Here is a 12,619-nt window from a genome sequence, read left to right on the forward strand (position 1 = left end):
AAGCTAGTCGTAAAGCCCTTCGACGCGCCAGGTTCGGTCGTGGTAGACCAGCAGGAGCACCCGGCTGTCCGCTGGGGCGACGTCGAGCTGAACCTGGGCGCGGGCGGTGCATTCGGCGTCGTCCGAATCCGGCGCCCACCACCGTTCGTCCACCGGCCACGGCCCCGCCCAGCCGGTCAGCCGCCACTGCTTGCTTCCCCAGCGCAGCAATGCGGGGTCGGCGTCGAACATGGCGCGATCGGTGACCTCGACGAGAGCGCCGTCGGCGGTCTCCAACCGCACCAGCGGACGATTCAGCAGGATCACGGCGGGGGCGGGCTCGGGCAGCCGGCCCGGCCAGGGTTGTGCCGGGTCGGTCGCGGGGGCGAGTTCGTCGCCCAGCGGGACCAGGGTGATGCGCTCGGCGGGTCCGCGGCCGCCGCTGAGCACGCCCACCCGCACCGCTTCCCCGCCGAGCAGGCCCTGCACCCGCACCAGCGCGCGGCGGGCGCGCTCGTCCTCCTCGCCGACTCCGCCCCACAAGCCGAGTTGCAACGCGCCCGCCGCGACCACCTCGACGGGCTCCAGCCGCAGCACGATGATCGGCGCGGTGGGCCGCGCGCCGTCCCGCCGGGTGAGCCAACCGTCGAGCTGCCAGCGCACCCGGTCCGCCGTGCCCTCCGCCGTCAGCGGCTCGGCGCACCGCCAGATTCGCGAAAGCCGCTCTTCCGCAGCGGTTTCCGCGTACACCGACAGCCTTGTACAGGCCAGCCCGGCATCCGCGAGCGCGGTGTGCAGCCGGGTGGCGAGCAGACGGCCGGCGAAAGCGGCGGCATCGATCCGTTCGATCGGCGGGTCGCAGCGGTACTCCACCACCAGATCCGGTGGTGGCCGCCGGGCGGACGGTGGACGCTCCGGTTCGGCCCTGGCACAGCGATGCGCGAGCACCGCGTCGGCGCCGAACCGGGAGGCGACCTCCGCGGAGGAGAGCGCGGCGAAATCACCGATTCGTCGTAAACCCAAGCGGTGCAACAGGTCGACCAGGTCGGCGCGCTCGGGCGCGGCCAGGCTCGGCTCGATCGCGAGTTCCCCCACCGGCAGCGGCGCGAGGAACCGCGCTCCCCCGCCCGCGGGCACGATCGTGGCACGGCGGGCGGCGATCACCGCCGTGGACAGCTCATCGGCGATCCCGACCTGTGCCTCCGCCCCGGCCACGGCCACGGCGTCGACCAGACGCTCGGCCGCGGCCTCCTCGGAACCGAAGAACCGTGCCGCGCCGCGCGCCCCGAGCACGAGCAGTCCGGGTCGCAGCACCTCCACGCCGGGCATCGTCGCGGCCACCGCGGCGACCACCGGCTCGAACAATCGCGCATCTCGATCCGGATCGTCCTGCGCGAGAAAGAGTTCCGGACATCGCGCCTGCGCCTCCCTGCGCCGCGACCCGCGGCGCACCCCCTCGGTTCGCGCGATCGCCGAACACGCCACCACCCGATTGGCGAACAGCACCGCCACCGGCCGCGTCGCGGGAAGTCCCGCCATCGCCGCCGCGGCGACCGCGGGCCAATCCGGACACCACAGGGCCAGCACCCGCTTCGACCCCCGCCGAGTCACGGTGCGGCACCTTCTTCGCATGGAACGCCGGGGGAGGTCACCGCGGCGGCATCGCCCCCACGGCTTGCGACGACAACCGAGTTTGCGAAGCCGCCTGACACACAGCGCCGACGAACGAAGCGGCCCGGACGACCATCCCGCAGCAGGAGATCGGCACGGACGCCGGCCATCGGCGTGGCCGATCGCGTTCGCCCAATGCCGAGGCGACGCTGACGCTCGCTCACGACACCGCTTCCTGCGTGTCGATGACTTCGACCGGCCGGGTGGCCTTTTCGCGCAGTACCCATTCGACACGTCCCGCGTTCGGGCACAGATCCAGCCGTCCGTTCCGGGGCGGTCCGGCCTTGCCGCGCACCTCGACCGTCAAGCCGAGCGACCGTAGTCGCCCGCGCCCGCGGCCGAGACCGGCGTAACCCGCGATGCGGGCGTCGAGGTGGAGGGACGCTCCCGGCCAGCGGCCGTCGGCGACCACCAGGGTGGCGCCTTTGGCCCGGGCGCGGGCCGCGATCACCCTGCCGCGGGCAGGCGGAACGGCGGCGCCGCCGAGCCCGAGCACGACCAGGTCGAGCCCGTCGAGCAGGACCGCGGCCACCTCCACCGGGTCGGGGCCGGGGTCGGCGATCACGGCCAGCCGCCGCAGCTGCGCCCCCATCTCCACCGCGGCGAGCAACCCGAGCCGGGGCATTCCGACCACCGCGGCATGCCCGCCGTCCTCGGTCACCGCGGCGAGCAACCCGGCCAGCAGCGAACTCGCCCCCGAGTACGCCACCACAGATCCCTTGACCAAGCCACCCTCGGGCAACAATGGCGCCAGCGCTGCGGGCACCGGCAATGCCCCGGTGCGCCGCCCGGCGTCCCACTGGCCGTGCCGCGCCGTGACCGAGTCACCGCGCCCAGGTACCGCGGCTATGCGTCTGCACAGCTCAGCCAGCGAAGGAGGGCTCTCCCGCCCACCGCCGCGCGGCAGCGCACCCCCCTCCTGCGATATCGCATCCGAACCCATCTCAACCACCTACTTCCACGATGGACCCGAGGCGAAGCGTGCGGGGACAGCCCACACGGTTCGAGCAGCAGCACCGATTCAGCTATCGATCTGTCTCGAATATACGTTCGATACGGACCTAGTAGAAACCGACCCCCGGGTTTCGTCAAGAACCGCGCCCGGTGTGGCCGCGAACCGTTGCCGGACGTGCTCGAGGAGAACCGGTCCTGCGGTCGGCACGCGCTGCGAGCGCACCGACCGATTTCGCCGACTAGTACGGCCTGAGGCCCCGGAGAGGCGGGGAGGCTTCGACAAGGAGCACCCGTAGTTCCGAGTGTGCGGGTAGCGCGCCCGATCGTGCCCCATGCCTCCCCGCACGCAGGCATGAATCAGGCCAGCTAGCCGTATTTTCCGCTACCCTGCACCCGTGACCGAACGCGCTCGTCCCACTGTCGGCCCTCAATATCTCGTCGCAGGCCGCTACCGTCTCCAGTCGAAGCTGGGTGGCGGCGGCATGGGCGCGGTCTGGCTGGCACACGACCGACTGCTCGACCGGGACGTCGCGATCAAGCAGGTGCTCACCACAGCCGGACTCGACGATGCGGAGGCCAACGCGGTCCGCAACCAGATCATGCACGAGGGCCGGGTCGCGGCGAAACTCTCGCACGATCACGCGATCGCCGTGTACGACGTGGTGCTCGAGGCCGGTGAACCCTGGCTGGTGATGGAGCACCTACCCTCGCGCAGCGTCGCCAAGGCGCTCGTGCTGGTCGACACGCTGCCGCCGGTCGAGGTCGCGCAGATCGGCGCCCAGGTCGCCGACGCGCTCGCCGCCGCGCACGCGGTGGGCATCGTGCACCGGGACATCAAGCCGGGCAACATCCTTGTCGCCGATCGCGGTCCCGGTGTCGGCATGGCCAAACTCAGCGACTTCGGCATCTCCCGTGGCGCGGGCGAGGTGTCCGACGAACCCGACGGCGTGATCACCGGCACCCCCTCCTACTTGCCTCCGGAAGTGGCCCGCGGCGCGGAGCCGACCAAGGCCAGCGACGTGTTCTCGCTCGGCGCCACGCTCTACACCGCGATCGAGGGCCAGCCGCCGTTCGGTTTCCACGAGGACAGCGACGTCATCGTGCAGCGCGCCGCCATGGCGCAGATCATCCCGCCGAGCCGCAGCGGCGTGCTCACCCAGGCCCTGCTGCACATGATGGAGCCCGCTCCGCAGCGTCGCCCGACCATGGCCGAGGCGCGGGACGAAATCCTCACGGCCGCTTTCGGTCCCGGCACCGGGCCGTACATCATCGGCGCGCCCGTCCGCACCGAGGACGGAACCATCCCGGCTTGGGCCGCGCGCAACTCGGCATCGGGCATCCGCAGCCCGCACTCCACGCCGCTGCCTCGCCCGCACCGCAATCACGCCGGGGCGACCGCCGCCGCGCCGGTTCAGCGGCCCAAAACTCCTCAGCCGAGCAACGCCCCCCTGGCCATCGCCGTCGGTCTGCTCATCGGTCTGATCATCATCATCGCGATCATCGTCGCCGTCCTCTGACGTCCCTCGCACACCGAACGGGCGCAATCGGCTGGTGCTCGGCCGCACGCAGGACCGAGCGACACAGGCAGCAAGTAAGGTGCTGCCGACGGAATCGGTCTACTCACCCCACGCCGGGCAGAGCTCGGGTAGAGACAGCCGCATAAAGACACAGCCGGACGGAGTCGGCCTATAGACCCGCGCCGGGGCGAGGCAGCCGCGTAGCCCATCTACACCCGCGACGACGGCACGGGCGAGGCGAAGAGCGGTCAGTCGATACGGCGGCGGTGTGCCCAGCGAGTCAAGGCATTGCGGTTGGATTGCTGGGTTTTCCGCAGCACGTTGGAGGCGTGGGTCTCCACCGTCTTGACCGAGATGAACAGGGATTCGGCGATCTCCCGGTAGGTGTAGCCGCGCGCGAGCAGGCGCAGCACCTCCAGTTCGCGTGGGGTCAGCGAGTCCAGTTCGGGGTCCAGTGGCGGCTCGGGCGCCGGGGATCTTCCGGTGAACGAGTCCAGCACGAACCCGGCCAGCCGCGGACTGAACACCGCGTCGCCGCCCGCCACCCGGCGAATGCCGTCGGCCAGTTCGGATCCCGAAATCGTCTTGGTCACATACCCTCTTGCTCCGGCCCGGATCACCGCGATCACGTCCTCGGCCGCATCGGACACGCTCAGCGCCAGACACACCGGCCCCGGCTCGATGCCGGACAGCACCGCGACCCCGCCACCGTCGGGCATGTGCACGTCGAGCAGGACGACGTCCGGGCGCGCCGCATTGATCCCAGTGACCGCGTCGGCCACGCCACCGGCCTCACCGACCACCTCGATGTCGGCCTCCCGGCTCAACTCCGCGCGCACCCCCGACCGGAAAACGGCGTGATCATCGACGAGGAAGACCCGCGTGGGTACCACTTCGGTGCTGGGCGCACCCGATGAGTTACCCATGTGCTCCGCTCCCCGCGCCTCTCCGGGTAGTTGTCCGATTTGCCCTGCCACCCTAGCCATTCGTGCGTCCTCCTCACATTCCGGGGCGCACCGGCTGTTCTGGCATCGGCACCGGTTCGGCCATGGCCGCGACCGGAGAATCCTCGGTTGCGGCGGTGGTATTCGCATCGCAACCCGGACCGCCGGAATCGCTGCGGGGCATGGTTATCCGCACCTCCGTGCCACGGCCGGGGGCGGACAGGATCTCCACCTGTCCGCCGCGGCGCTCGATCCGGCCGCGGATGGATTTGGCCAGCCCCCGGCGATCCTCGGGCACGGACGCCAGGTCGAATCCGTCGCCGCGGTCGCGGACGAAGACGCTCACCTGGTGCGGCTCGGTCTCGGCGAACAGGTCGATCTCCGGGACACCGGCATGCTTCGCGGCGTTGACCAGCGCTTCCCGGCTCGCGCCGAGCAGCGCGGTGAAATGTTCCTTGGGCAAACCGGCCCCGGAGCCGTCGACGTCCATCGACACGTCTCCCACGGTCACCGGCGCGACCTTCACTCCGTGCTGGTCCTCCACCTCGCCCGCGATGGTGCGCAGGGCCGCGGCCAGACTCGACTGGGCCGGACCGGGATCCTCGAACAGCCATTTGCGCAGTTCCCGCTCCTGGCTGCGGGCCAGGCGCACCACCTCTTGCGGATCGTCGGCCTGCCGCTGGATGAGGGCGAGCGTCTGGAGCACGGAATCGTGCAAGTGCGAGGCGATCTCCTCGCGTTCCTCGTTGCGGATGCGAGCGGAGCGCTCGGCGTTCAGCGCGCGCATCATGCGCAGCCACAGCGGAACCGTCAGCACCCCCGCGCCGATCAGCGTGACCGCCACGGCGAGCAGCGCCGACCCGAGCGAACTCAGATCGATCCTGGCCAGCACCACCACACCGAGGCCGACCACGATCAGCGTCGCTCCGGCGACGATGCGCGACCAGGTCACCACCGACGGCCGCGCGGGCAGCCCGAGCAACGAGCGCGGACCGTCGACGTCGTACTCCCGCCACACCAGCGCCGCACCGACCGCGACCACGACGATCGGCGCGATCACCTTGGCCGCCGTGCCACTGAACAACCACGACACGGCCACCGCGAGCCCGAGCCCGAGCAGCGCGAGCCCGATGGCCTGCCGCCGTTCCGCGCCGGAGGGCTTCGCCTGGTCCGAGCCACCCGGCGTGAAGATCCACAGCAACCCGTACGCGACGATGCCCGCCCCCGCCAGCGCGGACAGCAACACGAACGCCATCCGCACCTTGAACACGTCGACACCGAGGTGATCGGCCAGGCCACCCGCCACGCCGCCGACGATCCGGCCGCCCGAGCGGCGCACCATCCGCGCCTGTGGCGGCCCGGGAACCAACGCGGGCGCGGGACCGCGGGCAGCGTCGAACCCCCGAGTGTCGAACGCGGGAACAGACGGGTACATGTCTTCGATACTGGCACGACCACCGGACGGCCAGCCATCGGGAATCACCCTGATCCCACCCGCGGTATCGCGTCGTTCAGGGCTGAGGCCTGCTTGCTCAATCAGTTTGATCGGTCCAAAGTGTTCCCGATATTTTTTCAGGGTTCCCCCCGATGTGCCGACGCACGGGTCGGGCTCACCATGGGAAACATGACGAAAACCAGCTTCGGCGATCAGCTCCAGCAGATGTGGCAGACGCGGCCTGTGCGATTGCCGCGGCAGGGCCCGATCGCAGGCGTCGCGGCGGGATTCGCCCGGCGCTACGACGTCGACCCGGTGCTGGTTCGCATCGCGCTCGTGGTCTCGACGATCTTCGGCGGCGCCGGCCTCGTGCTCTATCTGCTGGCCTGGCTGCTGCTGAGCGCGGCGGGCGACCAGGCGTCGGCGGCCGAGTCGCTGGTCGGCAAAGGACACAGCTCGCAGTCGCAGACCAAGAGCATCGTGTTGATCGTGGCGCTGGCCATCGCGGTCAGCACGATGGGCCCGGTCGGCGTCGGCCTCGGCGGCTCCGGCCTGATCAGCCTCGGGCTGATGCTCGCGGGCTGGTGGATGCTGCACCTGCGCACGCCGGCGCCGCCGCCGGGCACCACCGAAGCGTTCGGCGGGTTCGCCCCGGACGGCGGGATCACCGCCACCGGCTATCCCGGCGCGGTCTTCCCGCAGGGAGCGCCGAGGACTGTCGGCGACATGTACGTGCCGCCGACCACCATGTACACGCCATACACCAAACTCCCGGATTCGTATGTCCCGGAAACGCCGGTCCGAGCCTCGGATGGCGATGCCGAGACGGTTCTGCCGGACAAAGGAGTGGCCGACCGGCAGGGCGACGCGGAAACCGTAGTGCTCGACAAGTCCGCCGCGACCCGACCTTCGGACCAGGGCGGACCCACGAAACCCGGGACCGCGCAGACCGGCCCGGACTCATCCGGCAGCGCGGAGGCCAGCGGAGCCGACCTGGTCGCGTCCACGGGCGACAGTTCCGCACCGAGCGAGTCCGCCGAGCACACCGAATCATCCATCAGCCATCGAACCGAACCGGCTGCCGCTGCTCGGACAAGCCTTCCGGCGGCGGCGCACCCCGCGATCGCCGGTGGCGCGATGCCTCCGTCCTGGGATCCGCTCGGCGTCGCGCCGCTGGCCTGGGATCTTCCGGAACCCCCACCCGTCCGTACCGCGGTGGCGGCACCGGTCAAGCGTCCACGCTCGCGGCTGACCCCGGTGGTGATCGGTTTGGCCATCTTGGCGGCGGCCGGGGCGGGCGCGGCGGCGGCCTCGGGTGTGGAGTGGATGACGCCGGGCCGGATCGGCGCGGCGGCGCTGGCGGTGATCGGTCTCGGCCTGGTGCTCGGCGCGTTCCTGCGGCGCGGCTACGGCCTGCTGGTGCTCACCGCGCCGCTCGCCGGATTCGTGCTGCTCGCCTCCGCCGTCGGCCCGATCGAGTTCGACCGCGGCGCGATGGGCGACCACACGTGGGCGCCGGCCTCCGTCGCCGATCTCGCGCCGCAGTACAAGGTGAACATGGGCTCCGGCACCCTGGACTTGCGTTCGCTGAAACTCACCGAGAACCGCGCCGTGGACATCGACGCCCACATGGCCGAAGTCCGCGTGCTGCTGCCCGCCGACCTGACCGTCCGCACCCACTGCACGGCGTCCATGGCCGAAGCAATCTGCGACGAAGGCATCAGCGGCCCGAACCCGTCCGGCGCGCCGGTGCTCGATCTGAACGTCGATATCCGGTTCGGAAGCGTGGAGGTGCGCCGTGGCTGAGACCGACAAGAACAACACCACCGAGTCCCGCCGCGGCCCGGCCGCCTCGCTGCTCGTCGCCGGACTGTTGGCTCTCGCGGTGAGCGTGTGTGGCTTCATCGGTCCCGCGTCCTGGCCCGCGGCCAGCATGCTCCCGATCGGTTGGATCGTGGTGCTCGCCGCGATCGTCATCGGCATCGTGCTGGTGATCTCCCCGCGTAAACGATCGTGATCAGCCAGCCGCTACGAATGGCCCGTCGACAAGGACGCAGGAGCACCCATGAAGCCCGACGAGAACGCCGCTCAGGCCGAGCCCACCGCCAGACCCACGCCACCGGACCCACGCGGCAGGCCGCACCTCTCCACTACGAACGGAACACTCTTGGGCCACTTGGTCCTGCACAGCGCCACGTGGCACCGGCCGCGCTGACCCGCTCACACCGCCCGCGCGACAGTGGGTGTGCAGGGCCGATCGAGAAACCGAGGACTCGGAGTCACTCCCACTCGATGGTGCCCGGCGGCTTGCTGGTGACGTCGAGGACCACGCGGTTGACTTCGGGCACCTCGTTGGTGATTCGGGTAGAGATTCGTTCGAGCACCTCGTAGGGCAAACGGGTCCAGTCGGCGGTCATCGCGTCCTCGCTGGAAACCGGGCGCAGCACGATGGGGTGGCCGTAGGTGCGGCCGTCGCCCTGCACGCCGACGCTGCGGACATCCGCCAGCAACACGACGGGGCACTGCCAGATCTGATTGTCCAGACCCGCCGCGGTGAGCTCCTCACGCGCGATGGCGTCGGCTCGGCGCAGCGTATCCAGGCGGTCCGCGGTGACCTCACCGACGATCCGGATGGCGAGACCCGGACCGGGGAACGGCTGCCGGGCGACGATTTGCTCCGGCAGGCCGAGCTCACGGCCCACCGCGCGAACCTCGTCCTTGAACAGCAGCCGCAGCGGCTCGACCAGTTCGAACTCCAGGTCGTCGGGCAGCCCGCCGACATTGTGATGACTCTTGATGTTTGCCGTGCCGCTGCCGCCGCCGGACTCCACGACGTCCGGGTACAGCGTGCCCTGCACCAGGAACTCGACCTTCGGCGTCGCGCCGTCCGCGTCGCCGTGTTCGAGCACCACCTCGCCCACCGCGTCCTCGAAGGACCGGATGAACTCCCGTCCGATGATCTTGCGCTTCTCCTCGGGATCGGTGACGCCCTTCAACTCGCCGAGGAACTTGTCCACCGCGTCGACGGTCACCAGCTTGGCGCCGGTCGCGGCGACGAAATCCTGCTGCACCTGCTCGCGCTCCCCCGCCCTCAGCAGGCCGTGGTCGACGAAGACGCAGGTCAGCCGGTCACCGATGGCACGCTGCACCAATGCGGCGGCGACCGCGCTGTCCACCCCGCCGGAGAGCCCGCAGATCGCGTGGCCGTCGCCGACCTGCTCACGCACCGAGGCGATCAGCGATTCGGCGATGTTCGCCGGGGTCCACGTCGACGGAATGCCCGCGAGCTCGTGCAGGAACCGGCTCAGCACCTGCTGGCCGTGCGGCGAGTGCAGTACCTCCGGGTGGTACTGGACACCGGCCAGCCGGCGCGCGCGGTCCTCGAACGCGGCGACCGGGGCGCCCGCGGTGGTGCCGGTGACCTCGAAGCCCTCCGGCGCGTCGGTGACCGCGTCGCCATGACTCATCCATACCGGCTGGATGGTGGGCAGGCCGCCGTGCAGCAAACCGCCGTCGATGTTGAGTTCGGTGCGGCCGTATTCGCGGGTGCCGGTGTGCGCGACCGTGCCGCCCAGCGCCTGCGCCATCGCCTGGAAGCCGTAGCAGATACCGAAGACCGGCAGTCCCAGCTCGAACAGCCGTGGGTCCAGCTGCGGCGCGCCGTCGGTGTACACGCTGGCCGGGCCGCCGGAGAGGATCACCGCGAGGGGTTGCTTCTCGGCGATCTCCTCCACCGTCGTGGTGTGCGGAACCACCTCGGAGAACACGCTCGACTCGCGGACCCGCCGTGCGATCAACTGCGCGTACTGGGCTCCGAAGTCGACGACGAGGACCGGTCTCTGGGTTTGTGCCACCCACACAGTTTAGTGAGCGGCGAAACGGGCGAATCATCGGCACAGCGTCCGCGCACACGACCGAGTCGGCCGACCGAATCCTCCCGCGCGCCCCCGTCCCGCTGGTTATCCTTCTGCTCGTGCCCTTCGCCCGCGCGATCGATGCCGACATCCACTACGAGGACAGCGGCGGGGACGGCCCGGTGGTACTGCTGGCGCACGAGTTCTTCATGGACCGCACCATGTTCGCCGCCCAAATGGCCGCGCTCGCACCGGAATTCCGGATCGTGTCCTGGGACGCACGCGGTCACGGCCGCACCAGGGACGAGGGCCTACCGTTCACCTACTGGACCGCCGCGCGGGACGCGCTGACCGTGCTGGATCATCTCGGCGCCGAACAGGCCGTGGTCGGCGGCACCGCGCAGGGCGGCTTCACCGCACTGCGCACCGCGCTGATCGCGCCGGAACGGGTCTCCGCGCTGATCCTGATCAGCACCGAAGCGCACGGTCCAACGCCCGAGCAGTCCACCGCCACCCAGCAATTCCTCGAACAGTGGTATGACGACGGCTCCCGCGAACGGGCCGCGCGTCAGCTGGCCTCCTGGCTGATCGGCGACGACGAGTGGTACCGCACGATCTGGACCCAGCGCTGGCTGGTGCGCGACCGGCGCCGCATCGAGGCCGCCGCGGGCTGCCTGCTCAGCCGGGATTCGGTACTGGACCGGCTCCGCGAAATCGCCTGTCCCGCCTTGGTGATTCACCCCACCGACAGCGGCTTGGACCGCGAGCGCGCCCGGCAATTGGCGCGCGGCCTGTCCGGCGCGATCTTCGTCGAGATCGCGAACGCGCGACTGGCGGTGACGATGACCCATCCGGAGCCGGTCAACCACGCGATCCAGCAATTCCTGCGCACCAGGACGAAGCCGCGCAGGACCAAACCAACGCGGGTCCGCTGAGCCGATTCGTCAGGCGCGAACGCTGAGACCGACTTTCTGGAACTCCTTCAGATCCGAGTAACCGGCCTTGGCCATCGAACGCCGCAGACCGCCAACGAGATTCAGCGACCCGAACGGATCGTCCGACGGACCGTAGAGCACGCGCTCCAGGCTCGGGCGCACGCTGCCTCCCTCCGGCTCGCCGCCGAGGTCCCACGGATCGTCCACGTGCAGCAGCGAACCGCGCGGCACCGAAGGATGCGCGGCTGCCGACGGCCAGTACCAGCCACGGCCCGGCGCCTCCGCGGCCGCGGCGAGCGGCACGCCGAGCATCGCGGCATCCGCCCCGCAGGCGATCGCCTTGGCCAGCTGGCCGGAGGTCGCGATGTCGCCGTCGGCGATGACGTGCACGTAGCGGCCGCCGGTCTCGTCCAGGTAGTCGCGGCGGGCGGCGGCGGCATCCGCGATCGCGGTCGCCATCGGCACACCGATGCCGAGCACCTCGCCGGTGGTGGTCGCACCGGGGTAGGAGCCGTAGCCGACGATCACGCCTGCCGCGCCGGTGCGCATCAGGTGCAGCGCGGTGCGGTGGTCGCTCACGCCGCCCGCGACCACCGGGACGTCCAGCTCGGCGATGAACGTCTTGAGGTTCAGCGGTTCACCGTCGCCGACATGCTCGGCGGAGATGATCGTGCCGTGCACCACCAGCAGGTCGATGCCCGCCTGCAGCAGCGCCGGAGTGAGGGTGCGCGCGTTCTGCGGGCTCACCCGCACCGCGACCGTGACACCGGCCGCGCGGACCTGCGCGACCGCGGCGGCGAGCAGATCCGGCTGCATCGGCGCGGCGTGCAATTCCTGGAGCAACGCCACGGCGCGCTCGTAGCCGCCCTTGCCGACGAGTTCGAGCAACTGGTCGATCTTCGCGGAGACGTCCGCGTGCCGCGCCCACAGGCCCTCGCCGTTGATCACGCCGAGCCCGCCGAGGCGGCCGAGCTCGATGGCGAACTCCGGCGACACCAGCGCGTCGGTCGGATGCGCGAGGCACGGGATCTCGAAGCGGTAGGCGTCCAGCTGCCAGGACAGCGACACCTGCTTCGACGAGCGGGTCCGGCGCGAGGGGACGATGTCGACGTCGTCCAGCTCATAGGTACGCCGGGCGGTCCGGCCCATGCCGATCTCCACCATGTCGCGCACGCGAAATCTCCTTACAGTGTTCGTTTTGCAGCGCTCTGTCTGATTTGCAGTGCCTGCGGCACTGCGTGTTCGCGGCCCCGGGAAGTCTCGGGTCCGAGCGACCGAGACTCGCGACTACGTCGCATGCGCTTCGGTCGACCGGACCCGAGACGGGGCC

The 12,619-nt window shown here is 70.6% G+C and carries 10 protein-coding genes; 4 read left to right on the forward strand and 6 right to left on the reverse strand.

Features of this window, described 5'->3' with window-relative positions:
- Positions 1 to 3: 3 nt before the first annotated feature.
- Positions 4 to 1,611, reverse strand: coding sequence for a Y-family DNA polymerase (locus IU459_RS08295; protein WP_195128905.1), 1,608 nt, complete (start codon positions 1,609 to 1,611; stop codon positions 4 to 6).
- Positions 1,612 to 1,810: 199 nt separating this feature from the next.
- The gene (locus tag IU459_RS08300) at positions 1,811 to 2,593 is read right to left on the reverse strand and encodes a hypothetical protein (protein ID WP_228837609.1); all 783 of its coding nucleotides are present in this window, start codon (positions 2,591 to 2,593) and stop codon (positions 1,811 to 1,813) included.
- Between the two features lie 406 nt (positions 2,594 to 2,999).
- On the opposite strand from IU459_RS08300, the gene IU459_RS08305 reads away from it, so the two are divergent.
- Positions 3,000 to 4,121 (forward strand): serine/threonine-protein kinase, encoded by a 1,122-nt coding sequence (locus IU459_RS08305; protein WP_195128906.1) that lies wholly within the window; start codon positions 3,000 to 3,002, stop codon positions 4,119 to 4,121.
- 248 nt (positions 4,122 to 4,369) lie between these two features.
- Here the strand turns inward: IU459_RS08305 and IU459_RS08310 are convergent, their stop codons facing one another.
- Together IU459_RS08310 and IU459_RS08315 are read right to left on the reverse strand one after the other, a co-directional pair.
- Positions 4,370 to 5,047: a response regulator gene (locus IU459_RS08310; protein WP_195128907.1), complete on the reverse strand. Its 678-nt coding sequence runs from the start codon at positions 5,045 to 5,047 to the stop codon at positions 4,370 to 4,372.
- Positions 5,048 to 5,120: 73 nt separating this feature from the next.
- The gene (locus IU459_RS08315; protein WP_195128908.1) at positions 5,121 to 6,500 is read right to left on the reverse strand and encodes an ATP-binding protein; all 1,380 of its coding nucleotides are present in this window, start codon (positions 6,498 to 6,500) and stop codon (positions 5,121 to 5,123) included.
- A gap of 189 nt (positions 6,501 to 6,689) precedes the next feature.
- Here IU459_RS08315 and IU459_RS08320 point away from each other — a divergent pair, with 189 nt between their 5' ends.
- Positions 6,690 to 8,306, forward strand: a complete 1,617-nt coding sequence (locus tag IU459_RS08320) for a PspC domain-containing protein (RefSeq protein ID WP_440446471.1) — start codon at positions 6,690 to 6,692, stop codon at positions 8,304 to 8,306.
- Positions 8,299 to 8,517 (forward strand): hypothetical protein, encoded by a 219-nt coding sequence (locus IU459_RS08325; protein ID WP_195128910.1) that lies wholly within the window; start codon positions 8,299 to 8,301, stop codon positions 8,515 to 8,517. Before IU459_RS08320 ends, IU459_RS08325 begins: the two co-directional genes overlap by 8 nt.
- A gap of 262 nt (positions 8,518 to 8,779) precedes the next feature.
- On the opposite strand, the gene guaA is transcribed toward IU459_RS08325, so the two are convergent.
- Positions 8,780 to 10,354 carry a glutamine-hydrolyzing GMP synthase gene (guaA, locus tag IU459_RS08330; RefSeq protein ID WP_195128911.1) on the reverse strand — a complete coding sequence of 525 codons (1,575 nt, stop codon included), beginning with the start codon at positions 10,352 to 10,354 and terminating at the stop codon, positions 8,780 to 8,782.
- A gap of 119 nt (positions 10,355 to 10,473) precedes the next feature.
- Here guaA and IU459_RS08335 point away from each other — a divergent pair, with 119 nt between their 5' ends.
- Positions 10,474 to 11,289: an alpha/beta fold hydrolase gene (locus IU459_RS08335; RefSeq protein WP_195128912.1), complete on the forward strand. Its 816-nt coding sequence runs from the start codon at positions 10,474 to 10,476 to the stop codon at positions 11,287 to 11,289.
- Between the two features lie 9 nt (positions 11,290 to 11,298).
- On the opposite strand, the gene IU459_RS08340 is transcribed toward IU459_RS08335, so the two are convergent.
- Complete coding sequence (locus tag IU459_RS08340) at positions 11,299 to 12,462, reverse strand: GuaB3 family IMP dehydrogenase-related protein (protein WP_195128913.1); 1,164 nt, start codon at positions 12,460 to 12,462, stop codon at positions 11,299 to 11,301.
- Between the last annotated feature and the right edge of the window lie 157 nt (positions 12,463 to 12,619).

Source organism: Nocardia amamiensis (assembly GCF_015477605.1).
In the GTDB taxonomy this organism is placed as follows: Bacteria; Actinomycetota; Actinomycetes; order Mycobacteriales; family Mycobacteriaceae; genus Nocardia; species Nocardia amamiensis_A.